19 protein-coding genes are annotated in these 24,300 nt (G+C 61.4%); 9 read left to right on the top strand and 10 right to left on the bottom strand.

Annotation, left to right across the window (positions count from 1 at the left end; all coding sequences use genetic code 11):
- Positions 1 to 170: 170 nt before the first annotated feature.
- Together asnS and pncB are read right to left on the bottom strand one after the other, a co-directional pair.
- The gene (gene asnS, locus C1N62_RS10815; RefSeq protein WP_137763638.1) at positions 171 to 1,571 is read right to left on the bottom strand and encodes an asparagine--tRNA ligase; all 1,401 of its coding nucleotides are present in this window, start codon (positions 1,569 to 1,571) and stop codon (positions 171 to 173) included.
- Positions 1,572 to 1,779: 208 nt separating this feature from the next.
- Positions 1,780 to 2,985 carry a nicotinate phosphoribosyltransferase gene (gene pncB, locus C1N62_RS10810; RefSeq protein WP_137763637.1) on the bottom strand — a complete coding sequence of 402 codons (1,206 nt, stop codon included), beginning with the start codon at positions 2,983 to 2,985 and terminating at the stop codon, positions 1,780 to 1,782.
- Positions 2,986 to 3,396: 411 nt separating this feature from the next.
- Here pncB and pepN point away from each other — a divergent pair, with 411 nt between their 5' ends.
- Positions 3,397 to 6,027, top strand: a complete 2,631-nt coding sequence (gene pepN, locus C1N62_RS10805; RefSeq protein ID WP_137763636.1) for an aminopeptidase N — start codon at positions 3,397 to 3,399, stop codon at positions 6,025 to 6,027.
- Positions 6,028 to 6,081: 54 nt separating this feature from the next.
- Here pepN and ssuB read toward each other — a convergent pair whose 3' ends face one another.
- The 5 genes from ssuB to ssuE all read right to left on the bottom strand — a co-directional run bounded on the left by ssuB (position 6,082) and on the right by ssuE (position 10,434).
- On the bottom strand, positions 6,082 to 6,864 hold the full coding sequence (gene ssuB, locus C1N62_RS10800) for an aliphatic sulfonates ABC transporter ATP-binding protein (protein WP_137763635.1): 783 nt from the start codon (positions 6,862 to 6,864) through the stop codon (positions 6,082 to 6,084).
- Positions 6,861 to 7,658, bottom strand: a complete 798-nt coding sequence (gene ssuC / locus C1N62_RS10795) for an aliphatic sulfonate ABC transporter permease SsuC (protein WP_137763634.1) — start codon at positions 7,656 to 7,658, stop codon at positions 6,861 to 6,863. Before ssuC ends, ssuB begins: the two co-directional genes overlap by 4 nt.
- Positions 7,659 to 7,668: 10 nt before the next feature.
- Entirely contained in the window at positions 7,669 to 8,820 is a 1,152-nt protein-coding gene (gene ssuD, locus C1N62_RS10790) for an FMNH2-dependent alkanesulfonate monooxygenase (protein WP_137763633.1), read from the bottom strand.
- 58 nt (positions 8,821 to 8,878) lie between these two features.
- A complete protein-coding gene (locus C1N62_RS10785) occupies positions 8,879 to 9,766 on the bottom strand; it encodes a sulfonate ABC transporter substrate-binding protein (RefSeq protein WP_240775774.1) in 888 nt (295 codons plus the stop codon).
- Positions 9,767 to 9,858: 92 nt separating this feature from the next.
- A complete protein-coding gene (ssuE, locus tag C1N62_RS10780; RefSeq protein WP_137763631.1) occupies positions 9,859 to 10,434 on the bottom strand; it encodes an NADPH-dependent FMN reductase in 576 nt (191 codons plus the stop codon).
- Between the two features lie 282 nt (positions 10,435 to 10,716).
- Between ssuE and pyrD the strand changes: the two genes are divergently transcribed.
- Entirely contained in the window at positions 10,717 to 11,727 is a 1,011-nt protein-coding gene (gene pyrD / locus C1N62_RS10775) for a quinone-dependent dihydroorotate dehydrogenase (protein WP_137763630.1), read from the top strand.
- Positions 11,728 to 11,954: 227 nt separating this feature from the next.
- The gene (locus C1N62_RS10770; RefSeq protein WP_137763629.1) at positions 11,955 to 12,503 is read left to right on the top strand and encodes a cell division protein ZapC; all 549 of its coding nucleotides are present in this window, start codon (positions 11,955 to 11,957) and stop codon (positions 12,501 to 12,503) included.
- A 45-nt stretch (positions 12,504 to 12,548) separates the two neighbouring features.
- Here the strand turns inward: C1N62_RS10770 and C1N62_RS10765 are convergent, their stop codons facing one another.
- On the bottom strand, positions 12,549 to 13,658 hold the full coding sequence (locus C1N62_RS10765; RefSeq protein ID WP_137763628.1) for a YcbX family protein: 1,110 nt from the start codon (positions 13,656 to 13,658) through the stop codon (positions 12,549 to 12,551).
- Positions 13,659 to 13,760: 102 nt separating this feature from the next.
- Between C1N62_RS10765 and rlmKL the strand changes: the two genes are divergently transcribed.
- The 6 genes from rlmKL (at position 13,761) to rmf (ending at position 21,754) form a co-directional block, all read left to right on the top strand.
- On the top strand, positions 13,761 to 15,881 hold the full coding sequence (gene rlmKL / locus C1N62_RS10760; protein WP_137763627.1) for a bifunctional 23S rRNA (guanine(2069)-N(7))-methyltransferase RlmK/23S rRNA (guanine(2445)-N(2))-methyltransferase RlmL: 2,121 nt from the start codon (positions 13,761 to 13,763) through the stop codon (positions 15,879 to 15,881).
- Positions 15,882 to 15,886: 5 nt separating this feature from the next.
- A complete protein-coding gene (locus C1N62_RS10755; protein WP_137763626.1) occupies positions 15,887 to 17,791 on the top strand; it encodes an ABC transporter ATP-binding protein in 1,905 nt (634 codons plus the stop codon).
- Positions 17,792 to 17,883: 92 nt separating this feature from the next.
- Positions 17,884 to 19,125, top strand: coding sequence for a membrane integrity-associated transporter subunit PqiA (gene pqiA / locus C1N62_RS10750; protein WP_240775692.1), 1,242 nt, complete (start codon positions 17,884 to 17,886; stop codon positions 19,123 to 19,125).
- A complete protein-coding gene (gene pqiB / locus C1N62_RS10745) occupies positions 19,112 to 20,755 on the top strand; it encodes an intermembrane transport protein PqiB (RefSeq protein WP_137763624.1) in 1,644 nt (547 codons plus the stop codon). Before pqiA ends, pqiB begins: the two co-directional genes overlap by 14 nt.
- Positions 20,752 to 21,318, top strand: coding sequence for a membrane integrity-associated transporter subunit PqiC (gene pqiC / locus C1N62_RS10740; protein ID WP_137763623.1), 567 nt, complete (start codon positions 20,752 to 20,754; stop codon positions 21,316 to 21,318). The genes pqiB and pqiC overlap by 4 nt, the downstream gene beginning before the upstream one ends.
- Before the next feature lie 268 nt (positions 21,319 to 21,586).
- Complete coding sequence (gene rmf, locus C1N62_RS10735) at positions 21,587 to 21,754, top strand: ribosome modulation factor (RefSeq protein ID WP_137763622.1); 168 nt, start codon at positions 21,587 to 21,589, stop codon at positions 21,752 to 21,754.
- A gap of 62 nt (positions 21,755 to 21,816) precedes the next feature.
- Here the strand turns inward: rmf and fabA are convergent, their stop codons facing one another.
- Entirely contained in the window at positions 21,817 to 22,335 is a 519-nt protein-coding gene (gene fabA / locus C1N62_RS10730; RefSeq protein ID WP_137763621.1) for a bifunctional 3-hydroxydecanoyl-ACP dehydratase/trans-2-decenoyl-ACP isomerase, read from the bottom strand.
- A gap of 67 nt (positions 22,336 to 22,402) precedes the next feature.
- Positions 22,403 to 24,148 carry a Lon protease family protein gene (locus tag C1N62_RS10725; protein ID WP_137763620.1) on the bottom strand — a complete coding sequence of 582 codons (1,746 nt, stop codon included), beginning with the start codon at positions 24,146 to 24,148 and terminating at the stop codon, positions 22,403 to 22,405.
- Positions 24,149 to 24,300: the final 152 nt, after the last annotated feature.

The following is a 24,300-nucleotide window of genomic DNA, read 5'->3' as shown; positions in this document are numbered from 1 at the left end:
CGAAAATGCTACGAAAGTACTAATGGGGTTTCAGAAAGCAACCATTTGTAACAATGTGTGAATTTTAGGGAACTTTGTGAGCAGGATCGAAGTTTAAAAAAATGTAAAAGGCCAGCATTGCTGGCCTCTGATTTGTAACAATTTTGTATTAATAGTGCGAAAGTTAGCCGTTAGAAGCTGGCATTACGCGGCGTACGCGGGAAAGGAATCACATCGCGCACGTTTTGCACACCGGTGACATAGGCGATCAAACGCTCAAAACCAAGGCCAAAACCGGAGTGCGGCACGGTGCCATAGCGGCGCAGGTCGCGATACCACCAGTAATCCTCTTTGTTCAGGCCCATCTCCTCAAGGCGCTGATCCAGCACGTCAAGACGCTCTTCACGCTGCGAACCGCCGATGATTTCGCCAATGCCCGGTGCCAGCACGTCCATCGCGGCCACGGTTTTGCCATCTTCGTTCATGCGCATGTAGAAGGCTTTGATGTCTTTCGGGTAGTTCTTCACCACCACCGGTGCCTTGAAGTGTTTCTCGGCCAGGTAACGCTCATGCTCGGAGGAGAGGTCAATGCCCCAGCTCACATCGTTCTCAAAGGTCTGGCCCGACTTCAGCAGAATCTCGATCGCATCGGTGTAATCGACCTGAGCAAAATCAGAGCTGATGAAGCGCTCAAGGCGAGAAATCGCCTCTTTATCGACACGTTCGGCGAAGAACGCCAAATCGTCAGCGCGCTCATCCAGCACTGCCTGAAACACATATTTCAGCATCTTCTCTGCCAAACCTGCTACGTCATCCAGCGTCGCAAAGGCCACTTCTGGCTCGATCATCCAGAACTCAGCCAGGTGACGGCTGGTGTTGGAGTTCTCCGCACGGAAAGTCGGGCCGAAGGTGTAAACCTTGGAGAGCGCACAGGCGTAGGTTTCGCCGTTAAGCTGGCCAGAAACGGTCAAAAACGCCTCTTTGCCAAAGAAATCCTCACGGAAATCAACCCGGCCCTGATCGTCACGCGGCAGGTTTTCCAGATCCAGCGTGGAAACGCGGAACATCTCGCCAGCACCTTCGGTGTCAGAGGCGGTGATCAGCGGGGTAGAAACCCAGAAGTAGCCGTTCTCATGGAAGAAGCGATGGATCGCCTGAGCCAGGGTGTGGCGCACGCGCGCCACGGCGCCGATTAGGTTGGTGCGCGGGCGCAGGTGCGCCACTTCACGCAGGTACTCGATGCTGTGGCGCTTGGCCGCCATCGGGTAGGTGTCCGGGTCATCCACCCAGCCGACTACCTTGATTGCGGTGGCCTGCAACTCGAAGCTCTGGCCTTCGCCCGGCGAGGCGACCACGGTGCCGGTCACTTCCACGGAGCAGCCGGTAGTCAGGTGCAGTACCTCATCCTGGTAATTGGACAGAGAGTTATTCACGACGGCCTGTAACGGATTAAAGCAGGAGCCGTCATATACGGCGAGGAAGGAGATACCAGCTTTAGAATCTCTCCGGGTACGTACCCAACCGCGTACGGTGACTTCGCTGTCGACCGCAGCACGGCCTTGCAGTACGTCGACTACAGGCACAACGCTCATAGATTTCTCTCTTTAATAAGGGTTAATTCAAAATTACGGAACCCGCCGCGGCGGGTTTTGCTATGTTACTTACCGCGTCACAGGACACAAGCAGAAATCATGGGCGCACGGCAACATTCTGGGCGAAATGGCCGGGAAAATGAGCGGAAGTTGATCTCGGGCGGGGAGGGCAGCGGCGCCGCCCCCAAGGGCGGCACCGTCAGGGCGCTTAGCTGGCCTTTTTCACCAGCGGCAAGTCGAAGGCTTTACGCAGTGCCTTCACAAACGCCTGATCCTGGCAGATGGTTTTGCCGGGGCTGTCCGAGAGCTTGGCGACCGGCTTGCCATTGCACTCCACCAGTTTGATCACGATATTCAGCGGGCGGACGCCCGGAATGTCGCAGGTGAGGCGGGTGCCGATGCCAAACACCAGATTGATGCGCGTATAGAAGTGGCGGTAGAGCGCCAGCGCCTTGTCCAGATCCAGGTTGTCGGAGAAGACCAGCGTCTTGCTCATCGGGTCGATGCCCAGCTTCTCATAGTGGGCGATGGCTTTCTCACCCCACTCCAGCGGATCACCGGAGTCGTGGCGCAGCCCCTGATAGCGATGGGCGAAGCCGGGGCCGAAGTCACGCAGGAAGGCATCCATGGTGATGCAGTCGGTCAGGGCGATGCCGAGCTGATCCGGGTACTCATCCAGCCAGGCCTGCAACGCGGCGCGCTGGCTGTTGGCCAGCACCGGCGAGATCTGCTGGTGCGCCTGGAACCACTCGTGGGCCTGGGTGCCGACCGGCGCCAACCCAAGCTGGTGCGCCAGATCGTAGTTGCTGGTGCCGACCAGATAGGGGAAGTCGCCCTTCAGTTCGCTGACGATGGCCTGCTGCACGGCGCGCGAGAAGCGGCGGCGGGTGCCGAAGTCCATCAGCCGGAAGCGGGAGATGTCGGTGTCGCCGGCCATCTCCTCAAAGCGCGCCAGTTTGCTGCGCAGCTGGCTGACCGCCTGCTCAGGCGTGGCATCCGGCGAGCGGTGGCGGTGCACCACCTCGCTGATCACCGCCAGCAGCGGCACTTCCCACATGATCACCTCACGCCACGGGCCGTTAATGCGGATCTCCAGCCGTCCATTGCGGTTGGTCACCTGCACCTGCTGCGGGTTGAAGCGGAATGCTTTCAGCCAGTCGAGGTAGTCCCGGTGGAAGAAGGGCAGCCCGGCGAGGAACTGGTACTCCGCATCGGTCAGGGCCAGGTCGCTCATCATGGTGATTTGCGCCTGAATCTCGTCACGGTATTCGCCCAGCAACTCATCGCCACGGCAGCGGAACTCCGCGGCCACGGTAATGTCATGATACCGATGGAAAACCGCCTGCTGCATGTGCAGCTTATAGGCATCGGTGTCCAGTATTGACGTCAAAATCGGGGAGGCGTATTGAGTCATAGCGCGTTACAGCATCCTCGTAGGAGCATTCCATAGTCGGGATAATCAGCAAAAGTGCGTGAAGTATACCTTGATTATCCGGTTATTGAAGCCTCATCACACCATAAAAGCGAAACGGGGGTCGAGAGGAAAACGTGCCGTCGGGGGAGAGTATGGCCGATAAATGTTAATAAAATGAGATAACAACAAAGTAAAATTGTAAACATTTACAAGGCCCTTGCCGTCGTCAGGGCGCGGCACGCGCGGGCGGCGACCGATTTTCCCGTAAACTTCTTACATTCCCGGATTTTATCGCAGCTATGATAAAGTCGATGGATCGCCGCAACCGGCCTACGCCGCCACCATGCTGGCAGCCCCGCGCGGGCGGAATACACTTCGTTAACCTCAACTACCGGACGTCAAAGGGCTTCTATGACACAGGTCACCACAGCAACGCAGCCGCAGGCTAAATACCGGCATGACTACCGTGCGCCGGACTATACCATCACTGACATTGACCTCGATTTTGAGCTGGACGCAGACACCACCACCGTCACCGCGACGAGCCGGATCACCCGTCGCGGCGAGGCGGGCGCGCCGCTGGTGCTCAACGGTGAATCCCTGACGCTGGTGAGCGTCGCGATTGACGGCCAGCCGTGGCCGCACTACCGCGAGGAGGCCCACGCGCTGGTGCTGGAGCAACTGCCCGCCAGCTTTACCCTGACCATCGTCAACCAGATCCACCCGGCTGGCAACAGCGCGCTGGAGGGGCTGTACCTCTCCGGTGAGGCGCTCTGCACCCAATGCGAGGCCGAGGGCTTCCGCCACATTACCTACTACCTGGATCGCCCGGACGTGCTGGCGCGTTTCACCACCCGCATCGTCGCGGACAAGGCGCGCTACCCCTTCCTGCTCTCCAACGGCAACCGGCTGGAGCAGGGCGAGCTGGAGGATGGCCGCCACTGGATCAAGTGGGAAGACCCGTTCCCGAAGCCGAGCTACCTGTTTGCGCTGGTGGCGGGCGACTTCGATGTGCTGCGCGACACCTTCACCACCCGCTCTGGCCGTGAAGTGGCGCTGGAGCTGTACGTTGACCGTGGCAACCTGGATCGCGCCGACTGGGCGATGACCTCGCTCAAGCAGTCGATGAAGTGGGATGAGACCCGCTTTGGCCTCGAGTATGACCTCGACATCTATATGATCGTGGCGGTGGACTTCTTTAACATGGGCGCGATGGAGAACAAGGGCCTCAACGTCTTCAACTCCAAATATGTGCTGGCGAAGGCGGAGACTGCCACCGACACCGACTACCTGAACATTGAGCGGGTGATTGGTCATGAGTACTTCCATAACTGGACCGGCAACCGCGTCACCTGCCGTGACTGGTTCCAGCTCAGCCTGAAAGAGGGGCTGACGGTGTTCCGCGATCAGGAGTTTAGCTCCGACCTCGGCTCGCGCCCGGTCAACCGCATCGGCAACGTGCGCCTGATGCGCAGCGCCCAGTTCGCCGAGGATGCCAGCCCGATGGCGCACCCGATCCGCCCGGACATGGTGATCGAGATGAACAACTTCTACACCCTGACGGTGTATGAGAAGGGTTCGGAAGTGATCCGCATGATGCACACCCTGCTGGGCGAAGAGAAGTTCCAGGCCGGGATGCAGCTCTACTTTGAGCGCCACGACGGCAGCGCCGCCACCTGTGATGACTTCGTGCAGGCGATGGAGGATGCCTCCAACGTCGATCTCTCGCTGTTCCGCCGCTGGTACAGCCAGTCCGGCACGCCGGTGCTGACGGTGCGCGACGAGTACAATGCCGAGCTGCAACAGTACAGCCTGCATGTCAGCCAGATGACGCCGCCGACCGCCGACCGTCAGGAGAAGCTGCCGCTGCACATCCCGCTGGACATCGAGCTTTACCATATGGATGGCAGCGTGATCCCGCTGGTGCGCGAGGGCAGCCCGGTGTCGTCGGTGCTGAACGTCACCGAGGCCGAGCAGACCTTTGTGTTTGACAATATCACCCTGCCGCCGGTGCCGTCGCTGCTGCGCCAGTTCTCCGCGCCGGTGAAGCTGGACTACCCCTACAGCGACCAGCAGCTGACCTTCCTGATGCAGCACGCCACCGATCCCTTCTCGCGTTGGGATGCCGCCCAGAGCCTGCTGGCGATCTATATCAAGCTGAACGTGGCGCGCCACCAGCAGAAACAGCCGCTCTCCCTGCCGCTGCATGTGGCGGACGCCTTCCGTGGCATCCTGCTGGATGCCTCGCTGGAGCCAGCGCTGGCGGCCCAGATCCTGTCACTGCCGAGCGAGAATGAGATGGCGGAGCTGTTCACCACCATTGACCCGGAGGCGATCCACGCGGTGCATCAGGCGTTCGTTGGCTGTCTGGCGACCGAAATGGTGGATGAGTGGCTGGCGGTCTACTACGCCAACCGCACGCCGGAGTACCGGGTGGATCATGCCGACATCGGCAAGCGCAGCCTGAGCAATCTCTGCCTGAGCTATCTGGCGTTCGGCGACCGCACGCTGGCCGATAAGCTGGTGGCGAAGCAGTACCACGAAGCGAACAACATGACCGACGCGCTGGCGGCACTGTCGGCGGCGGTCTACGCGGAGCTGCCTTGCCGCGACGCGCTGCTGGCAGCCTTTGATGAGCGCTGGCACCAGGATGGGCTGGTGATGGACAAGTGGTTCATCCTGCAAGCCACCAGCCCGGCGGCGGATGTGCTGACGCGGGTGCGCAGCCTGTTGCAGCACCGCGCCTTTAGCCTCAGCAACCCGAACCGGGTACGCTCGCTGATTGGCGCCTTTGCATCCGGCAACCCTGCGGCGTTCCACGCGGCGGATGGCAGCGGTTACCGCTTCCTGACCGAGATCCTCACCGACCTCAACACCCGCAACCCGCAGGTGGCGTCACGGCTGGTGGATCCGCTGATCCGGCTGCAACGCTACGATGATGCGCATCAGGCGCTGATGCGCACGGCGCTGGAGGAGCTGAAGGCACTGCCAAACCTCTCGGGCGATCTCTATGAGAAGATCAGCAAGGCACTGCTGGCCTGATCGTAAGCCATGAAAAAGGGCGCGATAATCGCGCCCTTTTTTATTGGCTGTGGGTCAGGCGTAGCCGCGTGCGGGCGGCACGGCCTGTAGCGGCACCGGCACCGGGGTCAGGATGCGATCCAGCACCTGGCTCTCCAGCTCAGCCAGCCGCGCATTGCCGTGGCGGCGCGGGCGCGGCACATCCACCGCCAGATCCAGGCCAATCTGGCCCTCCTCAATCAGCAGCACCCGGTCTGCCAGCGCCACCGCCTCGCTGACATCATGGGTCACCAGCAGCACGGTAAAGCCATGCGCCAGCCACAGTGACTCAATCAATCCCTGCATCTCAATGCGCGTCAGTGCATCCAGCGCGCCCAGCGGCTCATCCAGCAGCAGCAGGCGGGGGCGGTGGATCAATGCCCGCGCCAGCGCCACCCGCTGTTTCTGCCCGCCGGAGAGGGCGGAAGGCCACTCATTGGCGCGCTCGGCCAGCCCAACGGACGCCAGCGCCGCCTGCGCGGCCGGTCGCCAGTCACCCTTCAGCCCCAGCCCGACGTTGTCGATCACCCGCTTCCACGGCAGCAAACGCGCCTCCTGGAACATCAGCCGGGTTTCCTCGCGGGCGTTGGCCAGCGGCGCGTTGCCGCTCAGCAGTTCGCCGTCGCTGGCCTGCTCCAGCCCGGCCAGCAGGCGCAGCAGGGTACTCTTGCCGCAGCCGCTGCGGCCAACCACCGCCACGAACTGGCCGGGGGCGATGCGCAGATCAATGTCACGCAGCACGGCGCGCGCGCCATACTGTTTGCTGATGCGGTTCAGCGTCAGCGGGGTCCCCTGCGGGATGCGGATAGGCGTGCTCATGCGTTGCCTCCTTGGGACGTCAGTTGGTAGGCGGGGTGCCAGCGCAGCCAGACACGCTCCAGCAGTTGCGCGCTGAGGTCGGCCAGCTTGCCGAGGATGGCGTACAGTACAATCGCCACCACCACAATGTCAGTCTGCAAAAATTCACGGGCGTTCATCGCCAGGTAGCCGATGCCGGCGTTGGCCGAGATGGTCTCCGCCACAATCAGCGTCAGCCACATGAAGCCCAGCGCGAAGCGCACCCCCACCATGATGGAGGGCAGGGCGCCCGGCAACACCACCTGCATAAACAGTGGCAGCCCGGAGAGGCCGTAGCTGCGGGCCATCTCCAGCAGGCCACGGTCAATGTTGCGGATGCCGTGGTAGGTGTTTAAATAGATCGGGAACAGCGTCCCGAGCGCCACCAGAAAGATCTTGGCGGACTCATCAATGCCGAACCACAAAATCACCAGCGGGATCAGCGCCAGATGCGGGATATTGCGCAGCATCTGCAACGAGCTGTCGAGCAGCCGCTCGCCCCAGTGGGAGAGGCCGGTGATAAAACCGAGCAGCAAACCGATGCTGCCGCCAATGGCAAAGCCGATGGCCGCGCGCCAGCTGCTGATCGCCAGGTGGTGCCACAGTTCGCCGCTGGCGCTCAGCGACCAGAAGGCGGTCACCACGGCGCTCGGGGCCGGCAGGATGCGGTTTGACAGCCAGCCGGTCTCCACCGCCAGTTGCCAGAGCAGCACCAACAGCACCGGCACCGCCCAGGGGGCGAGGCGGTAGGCCCCGCGTTTGGCAAAATTTCGCATCGTTCGCTCCTTAGCTCTGGGAGGCTTTAACGGTGTAGAAATCATTGGCGATCACCTCTGACTGCGGGCGCAGCACCCGCAGGTTGGTCTCGCCACCGTCCGGCGCGGCCAGATCGAGATGCGGGAACAGCAGTTCGCCGACCCGGTAGGCCTCTTCAAGGTGCGGGTAGCCGGAGAGCACGAAGGTATCAATACCGAGATCGGCATACTCCTGCATCCGCGCCGCCACGGTCGGCCCGTCGCCCACCAGCGCGGTGCCCGCCCCGCCACGTACCAGCCCGACACCGGCCCACAGGTTGGGGCTGATCTCGAGGTTATCTTTTTTGCCGCCGTGCAGCGCGGCCATCCGTTGCTGGCCCACCGAGTCAAAGCGGGCGAAGGATTGCTGCGCGCGGGCGATAGTCTCCTCATCGAGGTTGGCGATCAGCCGGTCAGCGGCCTGCCACGCCTCTTCCGTGGTATCGCGCACAATCACATGCAGCCGGATACCGAAGCGCACCTTACGTCCCTTGGCGGCGGCCTTGGCGCGCACCTGCTCAATCTTCTCCTTGACCTGCGCCGGTGGCTCGCCCCAAGTGAGGTATAGCTCCACCTGTTCAGCCGCCAGATCCTGCGCCGCCTCCGAGGAGCCGCCAAAGTAGAGCGGCGGGCGCGGTTGCTGCACCGGCGGCAGCATCAGTTTGGCGTCACGCACCTGGATGTGCTTGCCGTTGAAGGTCACGGTTTCGCCCTCCAGCACCCGCCGCCAGACGTGGGTGAACTCCGCCGACGCCTCATAGCGCGCCTCATGGTCGAGGAACAGCCCTTCACCCGCCAGCTCATCCGGGTCGCCGCCGGTCACCAGATTGAACAGCGCGCGGCCGTTGGAGAGGCGATCCAGCGTCGCGGCCTGCCGAGCCGCCAGCGTCGGGGAGATGATACCGGGGCGCAGCGCCACCAAAAACTTCAGCCGTTGCGTCACTGGAATCATCGACGCCGCCACCAGCCAGGAATCCTCGCAGGAGCGGCCGGTCGGGATCAGCACCCCGCCAAAGCCCATGCGGTCCACCGCCTGGGCAATCTGTTGCAGGTAGGCGTGGTCTACGGTACGGGCGCCGTCATTGGTGCCGAGGTAGCGGCCGTCGCCGTGGGTCGGTAAAAACCAGAATACGTTCAGGCTCATGGTGTGCTCCTTTAGTGCCCGGCATCCGGCCGGGCTGAATCGCGAGAAAAGATCAGGGTTACTGCGGCGCGCGCCAGACACGGCTGGCAATGTCGAGCCGTTTCGGCAACAGGTGGTTCTCAAAGAACAGGTTGGCGGTGTTCTGCTGCGCCTGCACCGTGCGGTCATCCACCGGCTCAATAATGGTTTCTGGGCGGTGGCTCAGATAGGTGGCAATCACCGGCTCCGGCAGGCCCATCGCCTGCGCCAGCAGGGTGATGCTCTGGGTGCGGTCACTGCGCGTCAGGGCATCGGCGGCAGTAAGCTGCGCCAGCACCTCTTTAATAAAGGCCGGGTGCGCCTCGGCATACTGGCGGCTCGCCAAATAGAAGGAGCCGGTCTGGTTAAGGGTGCTGCCATCTTTCAGCACCCGCACGCCACCCTGCAACTGCGCCGCCGAGTAGTAGGGATCCCAGATAGCCCAGGCGTCCACGTTGTGCTGCGCAAAGGCCGCCCGTGCGTCCGCCGGGGTCAGGTAGACCGGCGTAATGTCATTGAGGGAGAGGCCGGCCTCCTGCAACGCCCGCAGCACCAGATTGTGCGAGCTGGAGCCGCGCTGGAAGGCCACCTTGCGCCCCTTGAGATCCGCCACTTGTTTAATCGGGCTGTTCTCCGGCACCAGAATCACCTCGGCCTTCGGCTTCGGCGGCTCCTGGCCGACGTAGAGCAGATCCGCCCCGGCGGCTTGCGCGAACAGCGGTGGCAGGTCGCCGGTGCTGCCCATGTCAATGCTGCCGACGTTCAGCGCCTCCAGCATCTGTGGCCCGGCCGGGAACTCCACCCAAGTGATGTGGGTCTGCGGGTAGCGCGTCTCCAGCATCTGGTGGCTCTTGGCCAGCACCAGACTGACCGAGCCTTTCTGGTAGCCAATGCGGAACTGCGCCGGGTCATCCGCCGCCTGTGCCATTAGGCTCAGGCTGCCCAGCAGGGCGAACAGCGCCGTGGCGCGTTTCCAGTGTCGTAATAGGCTTGCACTCATCCTTGTCCTCCGGGCCGTTATCAGGCGATATGCCGCAGTAAATGGGAATCAAATGTAGAGACTGACGCCCGGCGGCTCAGCGCCAGGTGGAAGTTGGCGAGTGCTTCCTCCAGACGTTCGGCCAGCGCTGGCGCCAGTTGTGGCTGCGGCTGCGCCTTCATATCCACCTGGCTGTCATCGGCAAAGACGCCGTGTAGCACCTCTTGGGCTTTCAGCGCGGCCAGCACCGGTTTCAGCGCGTAGTCCACCGCCAGCATGTGGGCGATGGAGCCGCCGGTGGCCAGCGGCAGCACCACCTTATGCTCCAGTGCACGCTCTGGCAGCAGGTCGAGCAGCGTTTTCAGCGCACCGGAATAGGCGGCCTTGTAGACCGGCGTGGCCATCAGCAAGCCGTCGGCCCCGGCCAGATCCGCCGCCAGCGCCTTGACCTGTGGGCTGGCGAAATTGGCGAACAGCAGATCCTCTGCGGCAAAATCATGCAGGCTATAGCTGGTGACCTTAACGTCACGTTGTTGCAGCCACTGCTCGCCAAGATGCAGCAGCACCGAGGAGCGCGACGGCAGGCGCGGGCTGCCAGCCAGGGATATAACGTGCATAATCACTCCTTATAACCAAAATGAATAATAATTCGGTTTTTCCTAACTAAGTGATAACAAAGCTAACAGCCCGTCCGCTTTTGATGAAATCTTAATTCCGGCATTCCTTTGCCAGAAAACGGATAAACGTGGGTAATGAATAGAGAGGGAAGAGGAGGAAAAAGGTAAGCAGCCTGTGACGGGCTGGTAAACGATTGCGTAGAGGGCGGGAATCAGTTCCCTTTTGCCCGGCGATGCCGGATAATACGCCCCCGGTTTGCCACCGGGAACTCAGGAGATTTCATGTATTACCCGCTCGTCAGAAAAGCGCTTTTCCAGCTCGACCCCGAACACGCGCACGAATTAACCTTCCGCCAGCTTCGCCGCCTCTCCGGCTCGCCGTTTGAATTCCTTATCCGCCAGTCACTGCCAGCCAAGCCAGTCAGCTGCATGGGCCTCTCATTCCGCAATCCGTTGGGCCTGGCGGCCGGGCTGGACAAGGATGGCGAGTGCATTGACGCCTTCGGTGCGATGGGCTTCGGCTTTGTCGAGGTGGGCACCGTGACGCCGCGCCCGCAGGATGGCAATGAGAAGCCGCGCCTGTTCCGCATTGTCGAGGCGCAGGGGCTGATTAACCGCATGGGCTTCAATAACCGCGGTGTCGATAATTTGGTCGAGAACGTGAAGAAGGCCCATTTCGGCGGCATTCTGGGGATTAATATCGGCAAAAATAAAGACACGCCGGTGGAGCAGGGCAAGGATGATTACCTGATCTGCATGGAGAAGGTCTACCCCTATGCCGGCTATATCGCGGTGAATATCTCCTCACCCAATACCCCCGGTTTGCGCACCTTACAGTATGGCGACGCGCTGGATGAATTGCTGGCCGCCATCAAGAATAAGCAGGCTGAATTGCAGCAGCGCCACCAAAAATATGTGCCGGTGGCGGTGAAAATTGCGCCGGATCTCTCGGAAGAGGAGCTGGTACAAATTGCCGACAGTCTGGTGCGCCATAATATTGACGGCGTGATTGCCACCAATACCACCCTCGACCGCAAACTGGTGCACGGCCTGCCCTATTGCGAGCAGGCGGGTGGGTTGAGCGGCCGGCCAGTGCAGCTGCGCAGCACAGAAATTATCCGCCGCCTCAACCAGGAACTGCAGGGCCGCTTACCGATTATTGGCGTGGGCGGCATCGACTCCCTGACCGCCGCGCGCGAGAAAATGCAGGCCGGGGCCTCGCTCATCCAAATTTATTCCGGCTTTATTTACCACGGGCCACGCCTGATTAAAGATATTATTCACTCAATTTGATATTTTTTAGGCAACTTGCCGGGCCGGGGGGTTTATTTCTCTCTCCGGCTCGTCTATATTTTGTCCACTGCCGGGGGTATTAGGCACGGGATGAGAGGCCGTTATCAGCGTAAATAATAAGTCCCGCTCCACTCACCGGCATCATTTATTAGCATGCCGTCACCCTGCACACATTTTCAGGCGGTCTTTTTTCTCTTTTTTCATTAACAGGCGTGAAAGGGTAACCCATGAGAATCAAACCTGACGATAATTGGCGGTGGTATTTTGATGCCGATCACGATCGGCTGATGTTGGATCTGGCGAATGGGATGATATTTCGCTCACGGTTTCCTGCCAAAATGCTGACGCCGGACGCGTTCGGGGAGTGCGCATTTTCTGTCGATGATGCCGCGCTCTATTTTGATTATGAGGAGCAGTGCCGCCGAATTAAGCTTAAATCCGAGCTGCGGGCGGAACTGGTATTGAATGCGTTGGTGGCCTGCCGCTTCCTGAAGCCGCTGATGCCGAAAAGTTGGCACTTTGCGCAGCAGGCGCGCGCCATGCAACCGAAAAGCGGTGATGTGGTGGCGGTCGAGGTGACCGAGAGCAGCCAGCAGGCGCAACTGCTGGTGGTGGAAGCGGGCGACAATGCCAGCCTCTGCCTACTGGCCCAGGGCCAGCTGACGCTCTCCGGGCGCACCATGCAGTTTGGCGATGCCATCAAGATCATGCATGACCGGCTGATCCCGGTCGCGGAAGAGGTTGATCTCGCCGCCCTGTACGATCAGGCGGTGTAGCGGGCAGGGCGCGCCCGGTGCGCGCCGCCTGCCTGACGGCGTCCGTTAGCTGAGTGCCACATCCCCAAGCGGTATGCAGCTGCAACTCAGCAGCGTGCCGTCATCCCCCAATGCGTCCTGCACCAGCGGGGCCACCTTTCCTTTCTCCAGCGTCAGGCGGCAACTGCCACACATGCCGGCCCGGCAGGAGTAGGGAATGCGGAATCCCTGCTGCTCCAACTGATCCAACAGCACCTCTTGCCGGTTGCCGCTGAAACTCTGGCCTTGATAGCTGATCTGCACGCTCTGGCCGCCTGCCATCGGCAGCGGTGGCGCCAGCCGCTCCTTTACCTCACCAGCATGGTAAGCGCGCGGTGTACCGGTGGTCAGCACCTCCACCCGATCGCCAACGCGGATAATGCCGCTGTTGTGCGCAATCAGGTTCATGCCGAAATCCACGTCGCCATCGTCGGCGGTACGGAAGGATTGCAGCGTCTTGAGCGGCTCGCCGCTGGGGTGCTTCTCGCCACGTTCGGTGCTGACGGTGGTCAGCACGCAGCGGCTACAGGGCTTGGTCACCTCAAAAGTCACCCCACCGATGCGCAGCGTGCGCCAGCCATCCTCGGCAAAGGCGGTCGCGCCTGCCACCACCAGATTGGGGCGGAACTGTGCCAGCTGTACGCCCGCCGGGCAGCGCTGGCGCAGCGCCTCCAGCGAAGCCTCATTGATCAGCAGGAAGGGGAAACCATCCGCGAAGGTCAGCGGGATCTCCGGGCGCGGCTTCACCCGGCGGCTAAGCACCGGCCCCAGCCAGCGCAGCTGCACCTCTCGGTTGAGCAGGCCGCTCAGCCACTGGTTGATGGCGTCCGGGGCGATGCGGGCGGTAAAATGGTTGCCCCACACCTCGGTTGGGCTGTCGCTGTCGCTGAACTCTTCGGTGCGCACCACCGCGCTGTCGCCGTTGGGGGCCGTGATGTAAAGGCCGCCCGGCAGCAGGGCCGGGGTGAACTGCACCAGATGCGGGTACTGGCGCGCGGTAATAAAGGTGCCGTCCGGCTCAGTCAGCATAAAGGCGCGGTCAAATGCCAGGCCGGACTCCGCCACGTGGGCTTGCGACAGTTGCAATCCCCGCATCGATTTCACCGGATGAATAAAGAGTTTGGTCAGGGTAATCAATGGTTGCCTCCTTGCTGACAAAAATGGGCGTCAGCAACTTTATGACAAGCGGGTGGGATTAGCTATAATGCGCAACAATTTTCTATTTGGTGATAAGTCGATATGAACTCTCTGTTTGCAAGCACGGCGCGTGGCTTGGAAGAACTGTTAAAAAGCGAACTGGAAGCGCTGGGCGCCCACGCCTGCAAAGTGGTGCAGGGTGGGGTACATTTTCAGGGTGACGATCGTCTTCTGTACCAAAGCCTGCTCTGGAGCCGTTTGGCCTCCCGTATCCTGCTGCCGCTGAATGAGTTCAAGGTGCACAGCGACCTTGATCTCTACCTTGGCGTGATGGCGATTGACTGGCCCTCCGTGTTTGGCGTGGACAAAACCTTCGCCGTGCACTTCAGCGGCCTGAATGATGAGATCCGCAACAGCCAGTATGGCGCACTCAAGGTAAAAGACGCGATCGTTGACAGCTTCGTGCGCAAAATTGACCAGCGTCCGAACGTGGCGAAGCAGCAGCCTGACATCCGCGTCAACGTCTTCCTGCAACGTGATACCGCCAGCGTGGCGCTTGACCTGAGCGGCGAGGGCCTGCACCAGCGCGGCTACCGTGACCTGACCGGCCTGGCACCGCTGAAGGAGAACCTGGCCGCCGCCATCGTGATGCGCTCCGGCTGGGCGGCCGGCACGCCGCTGCTCGACCCGATGTGCGGCTCCGGTACCCTGCTGATTGAGGGGGCGATGATCGCCGCCGACCGCGCGCCCGGCCTGCATCGCCAGCACTGGGGCTTTACCGCCTGGAGCGGCTTCAATGCCGAGCTGTGGCGCGAAGTGACCACCGAGGCGCAGGTACGTGCGCGCCGCGGCCTGCAAGAGACCACCTCCCGCTTCTTTGGCTCGGACATCGATCGCCGGGTGATTGAGATGGCGCGCGCCAACGCCCGCCGCGCTGGCGTGGCGGAGCTGATCACCTTCAACGCCGCTGACGTCAGCAAGCTGACCAACCCGCTGCCGGAAGGCCCGCGCGGCACGGTCATCAGCAACCCGCCCTACGGCGAGCGTCTGGAGAGTGAACCGGCTTTGATCGCCCTGCACAACCTGCTGGGCCGCATCATGAAGAGCCAGTTCGGCGGCTGGCAGCTCTCGCTGTTCAGCGCCTCGCCGGAGCTGCTGAGCTGCCTGCAACTGCGCGCCGAGCGCCAGTTCAAGGCGAAAAACGGCCCGCTCGACTGCGTGCAGAAAAACTACCAGCTGGCGGAGAACGCCAACGGCGCGGCCGCGCCGCAGATTGCCGAGGACTTCGCCAACCGCCTGCGCAAAAACCTGCGCAAGCTGGAGAAGTGGGCGAAGCAGCAGGGCATTGAGTGCTACCGCCTGTATGACGCCGATTTGCCGGAGTACAACGTCGCCGTGGATCGCTACGGCAGCAAAGTGGTGGTGCAGGAGTACGCGCCGCCGAAAACCGTCGATCCGCAGAAAGCGCGCCAGCGCCTGTTCGATGTGATCAACGCCACGCTGGCGGTGCTCGACCTGCCGTCCAACCAGTTGGTGCTGAAGACGCGTGAGCGCCAGAAGGGCAAGAGCCAGTATGAGAAGCTGGCGCAGAAGGGCGAGTTCCTGCTGGTGGAGGAGTACAACGCCAAGCTGTGGGTCAACCTCACCGACTATCTGGACACCGGCCTGTTCCTCGACCACCGCATCGCCCGCCGGATGCTGGGCGAGATGAGCCAGGGCAAGGACTTCCTCAACCTGTTTGCCTACACCGGCACCGCCAGCGTCCACGCCGGACTGGGCGGCGCGCGCAGCACCACCACCGTGGACATGTCGCGCACCTATCTGGAGTGGGCGGAGAAGAACCTGCGCGCCAACGGCCTGACCGGCCGCCAGCACCGCCTGATTCAGGCCGACTGCCTCTCCTGGTTGCAAGAGGCGAATGAGCAGTTCGACGTGATCTTCATCGATCCGCCGACCTTCTCCAACTCCAAGCGCATGGCCGACACCTTCGACGTGCAGCGCGACCACCTGGCGCTGATGAAGCACCTGACGCGCCTGCTGCGCCGCAACGGCACCATCATGTTCTCCAACAACAAGCGCGGCTTCCAGATGGATATGGCTGGCCTTGCCGAGCTGGGGCTGGAGGCGAAAGAGATCACCGCCCAGACGCTGTCGCAGGATTTCGCCCGTAACCGTCAGATTCACAACTGCTGGCTGCTGAAACGCGCCGGCGAGGAAAAGTAACTGCTATGTCTTTAATCAGTATGTCCGGTGCCTGGCTCTCCTTCAGTGACGCACCGCTGTTAGATAACACCGAGCTGCATATCGAGCCGAACGAGCGCGTCTGTCTGGTGGGCCGCAACGGTGCGGGCAAATCCACCCTGATGAAGATCCTCAACCGTGAGGTGCCGCTGGATGATGGCCGCATCGTCTACGAACAGGATCTGATTGTGGCGCGCCTGCAACAAGACCCGCCGCGCAACATCGGCGGCACGGTATTTGACTTCGTCGCCGAGGGCGTGGCGGAGCAGGCCGAGCACCTGAAGGCCTACCACGCCATCTCCCATCAGGTGGAGCTGGACCCGAGCGAGAAGAATCTGGCGCGCATGGCGCAGATCATGGAAGTGCTCGACCATCAGGGGCTGTGGCAACTCGACAGCCGCATCCAGGAGGTGCTGGCCCAGCTGTCGCTGAATGGCAATGCCGAGCTGTCGTCGCTCTCCGGCGGCTGGCTGCGCAAGGCGGCGCTGGGGCGCGCGCTGGTCAGTGCCCCGCAGGTGCTGCTGCTGGATGAACCAACCAACCACCTGGACATTGAGACCATCAACTGGCTGGAAGGCTTCCTGAAAGAGTTCCAGGGCAGCATCATCTTCATCTCCCACGACCGTTCGTTCATCCGCAACATGGCGACGCGCATCGTGGATCTCGACCGTGGCAAGCTGGTCTCCTACCCCGGCAACTATGACCTCTACCTGACGACCAAAGAGGAAGCCTTGCGGGTGGAGGAGCTGCAAAACGCCGAGTTCGACCGCAAGCTGGCGCAGGAAGAGGTGTGGATCCGTCAGGGCATCAAGGCGCGCCGTACCCGTAACGAGGGCCGCGTGCGGGCGCTGAAGGCGCTGCGCCGCGAGCGCGCCGATCGCCGTGAGGTGATGGGCAGTGCCAAGATGCAGGTCGAGGAGGCGACGCGCTCCGGCAAGATCGTCTTTGAGCTGGAGAACGTCAACTACCGGTTGGCTGACAAGGTGCTGGTGAAGGATTTCACCGCCCAGGTGCAGCGCGGCGACAAGATCGCGCTGGTAGGCCCCAACGGCTGCGGCAAGACCACGCTGCTGAAACTGATGCTCGGTCAGCTGAAAGCGGACAGTGGCCGCGTCCACTGTGGCACCAAACTGGAGATCGCCTACTTCGACCAGCACCGCGCGGAGCTGGACCCGGAGCGCACGGTGATGGACAACCTGGCGGAGGGCAAGCAGGAGGTGATGGTCAATGGCCGGCCGCGCCACGTGCTGGGCTATTTGCAGGACTTCCTGTTCCACCCGAAACGCGCCATGACGCCAGTGAAGGCGCTCTCCGGCGGCGAGCGCAACCGCCTGCTGCTGGCGCGCCTGTTCCTGCGCCCCAGCAACCTGCTGATCCTCGATGAACCGACCAACGACCTGGACGTGGAAACGCTGGAGCTGCTGGAGGAGTTGATCGACAGCTATCAGGGCACCGTGCTGCTGGTCAGCCACGACCGTGAGTTCGTCGACAACTGCGTGACCGAGTGCTGGATCTTCGAAGGGCAGGGGAGCATCAACAGCTTTGTGGGCGGCTACCATGACGCCCACCAGCAGCGTGCGGCCTCCCGTAGCCTGCGCCAGTCTGCGGCCACGGCCCGTCCGGCAGAGTCAGCGCCGAAAACCGACGCCCCCAAACGTGCGGCAAACAAGCTAAGCTATAACCTGCAACGCGAGCTGGAGCAGTTGCCGCAGCGCATCGAGGCGCTGGAGATTGAGATTGCCTCACTCCAGGAGACCATGAGCGACGCGGCCTTCTTCAGTCGTCCGCACGAGGAGACCCAGCGCGTGATTGATGCGCTGGCCAAGGCGGAGAGCGAGCTGGAAGTGGCGTTTGAGCGTTGGGAAAGCCTTGAGGCGCAAAAGAACGGATAACTGAGGTGGCGGCCGCGAGGCCGCCCTGTTGTCTGAGGAGACCTATGCCGTTGAAGAGTGAGGCTGTGCACGCGCATCGCCCAGAAGATCAGATGTTATGTCCGCAATGCGACCTGATGGTGGCCTTGCCGCCCCTCTCCCCCGGCAACCGGGCCAACTGCCCGCGCTGCCATACCACGTTGCACACGGCCTGGTCTGAGCCTCGCCACCGTCCCACCGTGTTTGCCGCCAGTGCGCTGCTGATGCTGCTGCTGGCCAACCTGTTCCCCTTCATCAACATCCATGTGCGCGGGCTGAGCAGCGAAATTTCGCTGCACCAAATTCCGCAGGTGATGATGTCAGAAAACTACGCCAGCATGGCTGGCATGTTCATCCTGTTTGTGCAGCTGGTGCCGGCGTTCTGCATGGTCGCCATCATTTTGCTCTGCCAACGGGTACGGATGCCACAGACGCTGAAGGTGCGGATGGCGCGCCTGCTGTTCATGCTGAAGGCGTGGAGCATGGTGGAGATCTTCCTCGCCGGGGTACTGGTCAGCTTCGTCAAGCTGATGGCCTACGGCAACATTGGCGTGAACCTCAGTTTCTACGCCTTTGTGCTGTTCTGTTTGTTGCAGGTGCGTGCCTTCCAGTGTCTGGATCGGCGCTGGCTGTGGCATGACATCGCGCCAGAGCCGGTTATCCGGCAGGCGGTACGGATCGGCGAGAGCGGCCTGCAACAGGGGCTGCGCGCCTGCCCCTGCTGTACGGCGGTGCTGCCAGCCGATGAGACGCTCTGCCCGCGCTGCCATACCGTTGGGCATCTGCGTAAAAAGCACAGCTTGCAGTGGACGATGGCACTGCTGATCACCTCGGCAATGCTCTACGTCCCGGCCAACGTCCTGCCAATCATGAACACCGAGCTGCTGGGCAATGCCGCGCCCTCGACCATCATGGCCGGGGTGATTGTGCTCTGGAGCGACGGCGACTACCCGGTGGCGCTGGTGATCTTCATCGCCAGCATCATGGTGCCGACGCTGAAGATGATGGCGATCGCCTGGCTCTGCTGGGACGCGCGCCACCCACACCGCCAGCGTGACAGCGAGCGGATGCACCTGATCTATGAGGTGGTGGAGTTTGTTGGCCGCTGGTCGATGATAGACGTGTTCGTGATCGCCGTGCTCTCTTCCTTGGTCAGGATTGGGCAGTTGATGAATGTCTATCCGCAGATCGCTGCGGTACTGTTTGCCATGGTGGTGATTTTGACCATGATCGCCGCCATGACCTTTGATCCCAGATTGAGCTGGGATGGCCTGAATAGAAAAAACCAGAAGGAGCTGCACCTTGACAGCAAATGAAGGCACCCACGCCAAGGTCGAGAAGATCAAACGCTGGTCGCCGGTGTGGATTGTGCCGATTGTGACGGCACTGATTGGCGCCTGGATCCTGTTCTACCACTTCAGCCACCAAGGGCCAGAGGTGACGCTGATCACCACCAGCGCCGAGGGCATTGAGGGGGGCAAAACCACCATCAAGAGCCGCAACGTGGACGTTGGCCGGGTGGAGAGCGTGACGTTGAGTGATGACCTCAACCACGTCATCCTGAAGGCACGCCTGAACCCGGAGATGGAGAAGCTGCTGAAGGGCGACTCCGCTTTCTGGGTGGTGAAGCCGCAGATTGGCCGCGAAGGCGTGTCCGGGTTAGGCACGCTGCTCTCCGGCGCTTACATTGAGTTGCAGCCGGGGCGCAAGGGGGAGGCACCGGCCGAGTACCAGTTGCTTGACTCGCCGCCGCTGGCCGCGCCCGATGCCAAGGGGATTCGCGTGGTGCTCGACAGTGAGCGCTCCGGCCAGCTTACGCCGGGCGACCCGGTGCTGTTCCGTGGCTATCGCGTTGGCTCGGTAGAGACCGCGAAATTCGATACCGAGTCGCGCTCAATGCACTACCAGCTGTTCATCAATGCTCCCTATGATTCGCTGGTGACCACCAATGTGCGCTTCTGGAAGGACAGCGGCGTCAACTTCGACATGTCCGCGCAGGGAATGCGAGTGGAGATGGGTTCCCTGACCACGCTGTTCAGCGGCGGCGTCAGCTTTGACGTGCCGAGCGGTTGGGAGCGCGGCGATGAGGCGCAGGAGCACGCGGAGTACGCACTGTTTGATGACCAGCGCAGTATCCAGGATTCGCTCTACACCAAGCACCGCGACTTCGTGATGTTCTTCTCCGACTCCATCCGTGGCCTGACGGTGGGCGCGCCGGTGGAGTTCCGTGGCATCCGCCTCGGAACCGTAGCCGAAGTGCCGTTTGTGATGCGTGGCGTGGAGCAGCAGATTGACAGCGACTACCGCATCCCGGTGCTGATCCGCATTGAGCCGGATCGCTTTGTCAAACAGCTGGGCGAACACTTTGACATGGATACGGCATTGAAGGACGCGCTGAAGCGTGGCCTGCGTGCCTCGCTGAAGTCTGGCAACCTGCTCACCGGGGCGCTCTACATCGACCTGGACTTCTACCCGAACGAGAAGCCGTGGAGCACACCGCGCGAGCTGGCGGGCTATCCGTTGCTGCCGACCACCAGCGGCGGCCTGGCGCAGATCCAGCAGAAAGTGATGATGACGCTGGACAAGATCAACGCCTTGCCGCTCAACCCGCTGATCAATGAGGCCACCCAGACGCTGGCACAGAGCAAGCGCACCCTGGCGGAGACGCAGCGCACCATGGCGTCGCTGAACAAAATCGTCAACAGCAAGGAGATGCAGGCCCTGCCGACGGACATGCAGCAGACGCTACGTGAGCTGAACCGCAGCATGAAGGGCTTCCAGCCCGGCTCGCCGGCCTATAACAAGATGGTCGCCGACATGCAGCGTTTGGATCAGGTGATGCGTGAGCTGCAACCGGTGTTGCGCACCATCAATGACAAGAGCAACGCGCTGGTGTTTGAAGCATCTGACAGCCCCGATCCTCAGCCGAAGAAGGCCAAAAAATGATGAAATGGATACTTCCCGTGACGCTGGCGGCACTGCTGGCCGCCTGTAGCAGCAGTGACGACAACAAAGCCTACTATCAGTTGCCGGATCTGCCGTCCAGCGCCGCCCCTGTCGCAACGGGCGCGCAGGTGGCGCTGCGCCAGCTGTGGATTGAGCAGGTGGAAGTGGCGGACTATCTGAATGGCACCGGCGTGGCCTACCAGACCAGCGCGGTGAAATACCACATCGCCAAGGACAACCTGTGGGCCAGCCCGCTGGAGCAGCAGTTGCAGCAGACACTGGCGGCCCAACTGGGGCGCGAATTGCCGGGCTGGCTGGTCTCTTCCCGCGCCATGAGCGGCGAGCAGGCGGTACTGAATGTGACCGTGACCGGTTTCCACGGCCGCTACGATGGCAAAGCCATCATCAGCGGCCAGTGGACATTGAACCGTGACAACCAGATCATCAGCCAGCCCTTCAACCTGCAACTGGAGCAGGGTGAAGATGGCTATGATGCGCTGGTGAGCACATTGGCGCAGGGCTGGCAGCAGCAGGCAAAGGTTATTGCCACTTATCTAAAATAAGCTGACAAAAAAAGTCAAAGCCCGGTGGGCCAGCCGCACTCTGCGCTGACCCACCGGGCTTTTTTTATTGTTATCAGGTAATTACGCTATCATCATTTACATCAGTGAGTTACCTGAATCGCCTAACATACCTCACAAATGTGACATTGGCGTGAATTTTGCGCATTGATCTTCCCCTTTATTCGGTCTATTGATCACATGTGGCGCGCGCAACTGGCGGCGTTACTGTTTTCTTTCCACCAGACTATCAATGAGGGAAATGAGGCATATGAAGAGACAAAAACGCGATCGCCTGGAACGGGCACATTCACGCGGGTATCACGCAGGTATTTCAGGGCGCCCCAGGGAGCTATGTCCCTATCAATCGTTGGATGCCCGGTCTCACTGGTTGGGAGGTTGGCGACAAGCCATGGAGGACAGGGCTGTGACCGCTTAAGCGGCGCCCTGTAAGAGAAAGGGATAACCTCCGCCACGGCGCGGAGGTTTTCATTTTGGCGCTTAGAACGCGCTGGTGTCCTTGAACAGGCCCACTTTCAGATCGGTGGCGGTGTAGATCACCTTGCCATCAACCAGCACTTCACCATCTGCCACGCCCATGATCAGCTTGCGGTTGATCACACGCTTGAAGTTGATGCGATAGGTCACTTTCTTCGCCGTCGGCAGTACCTGGCCGGTGAATTTGACTTCACCCACGCCCAGCGCACGGCCTTTGCCTTCGCCGCCCAGCCAGCCGAGGTAGAAGCCAACCAGCTGCCACATCGCGTCCAGACCCAGACAGCCCGGCATCACCGGATCGCCGATGAAGTGGCAGTCAAAGAACCACAGGTCAGGGCGGATATCCAACTCTGCTTCCACGTAGCCTTTGTCATGGCTGCCGCCGGTTTCGCTCATTTTGACGATGCGATCCATCATCAGCATGTTGCCAGACGGAAGCGGCGGGCCGCCTGCGCCGAACAGTTCACTGCGGCCGGAGGCTTCCAGATCTTCTTTCGTGTAAGAGTCGCGTTTTTCTACCATGTCGATGTAAGCCTTATTTTAATGAAGGTCGCAGATTAGCGTACAGGTGTAAGCTGAACAACTCCGATCAGCCGTGGTTAAACCAGTTTAACCAGCGCAGTCCCCAGGGCAGATGCCTGCGTTCCTGTGCGGTGACCTGTGCTATGCGATCCTGAATGGCGCCCAGCAGGCTGGGTTGCTGTTCGTCAGCATAGGTTACGCCTGTGATTATCGTTAATGCCTCAGCGGCGGTAGTGACAGCCCACACATGGAACTGTCCCTCACGCACGGCATCCACTACCTGCGGTTGCAGGCAAAGGTGGCGCAAGTTAGCCAGCGGCAGGATCACGCCCTGCTTGCCGGTCAGCCCGCGCCGTTGGCAGACTTCAAAGAAGCCCTCAATCTTTTCATTGACCCCGCCGATCGGCTGGACGTTACCAAACTGATCCACGGAGCCGGTCACGGCAATCTGCTGGTTGAGCGGCTGCTGCGCGAGGGCGCTGATCAGCGCACACAGCTCGGCCAGTGAGGCGCTGTCGCCATCCACTTCACCGTAGGACTGCTCAAACACCAGCGAGGCGGAGAAGGGCAGTTGCTGGTCCAGCTCCAGTTCTGAGATCAGGAACGCCTGCATGATCATCATGCCCTTGGCGTGCAGGTTGCCGCCCAGCTCCGCCTTGCGCTCCACGTCATGGAACTCGCCGTCGCCAGCGTGCACCACGCAACTGATGCGTGATGGCTCACCAAAGGCGCGCGGGTGGCCGGGGTACTCCAGCACCGAAAGGCCGTTGATCTGGCCTACCACTTCGCCTTCGGTTTCAATCAGGATCTGGCCCAGCTCAATTTCATCCTGCATCCGCTCGGCCAGATAGCTCTCACGCCATGCCTTGGCCTGACGCGCGGCGTCGAAGGCCTGCTCATCCAGCAGCGGGCCGTTGCCATAGAGCGCGGCCTCTGAGAGCAGGGTGGCAATCCACTCCGGGCAGAGCGGCAGGCTGCCCTGATCGCCACTGAAGCGCACCGCCTCCGTCAGCAGGCCCGGCCAGGCGTCGGCCGCCGGGCGCGGCAGGGACAGGGTGTCCGCCAGCGTATTGATGTAGGCACACCAGGTCGCCATCTCTTCCGGTTCGGTGAGCGGCAACTCGCCCTCAAACTCGCCATACAGCCCTTGATCGACCAGCTCCGGCTCCATCTCATTGAGATCGGCCAGCCCCGGCCGGTCACCGACGATAATCAGCTTCAGCGCCAGCGGCATCGGTGGGACGGCGACCGGCAGGGGGCGGCTCTCGTCCGGCGAGATCCAGCGGAACATCCCTTCGTTGACCATCTGCTTGAGCCGCAGCCACATCAGCGGCTGCGCCAGCAGGGTACGCACGCTCAGGATCAGCACGCCGCCATTCAGCTGGTGCACCACGCCCGGTTGTAGCACCAGCTGGCCGTCCAGCAGGGCGGCACGGCCAAACAGCTGCTCTGGCTCTATCCACTCATGGAACTGGCAACGCGACGTGGCGCTAAACGGGCCGGAAGCGGCAGGAATAAAGTGGGCGGTGGTGCCCTCAATCTGGTAGTGGCCGCCAGCCGGGCCGTCGCGCTCTGGCAACAAGCCCTCTACCGCTTCAGCGATGACCGAGAGATAGGCACGACTCTCCTGGGCTTTAACCGTCATCATGCGTGGGCGGGACTGGGGATGACAGAACAGGGTCAAGCCATTTTCCAGTCGCGGTTGGATCGCGGAGAAGGTTATCGGGGCCAATTCTGGCGCCGCGGCGAATAATGCCTCATAAGGCGCGGCGTCAGGAAGAAGTGACTGCCATTCAAGTCGGTTATTGGTCAAAGTATCAGGGTCAATCAGTAATAGGTAAAGGGCGATTATACAAGAATAACGAAGGCTGCATATACGCAGAGTGTCTCATCCGGGATTCAGGTTCCAGGGTAGATGTGGAGTGCGCAAAAAACAGACAAATCACAGAAAGAAAAGGGGTAAAA

This window comes from Nissabacter sp. SGAir0207, assembly GCF_005491205.1.
Lineage (GTDB): Bacteria > Pseudomonadota > Gammaproteobacteria > Enterobacterales > Enterobacteriaceae > Chimaeribacter.
The sequence above is the reverse complement of the archived record's forward strand: the minus strand, read 5'-3'. Positions and strand labels throughout refer to the sequence as shown.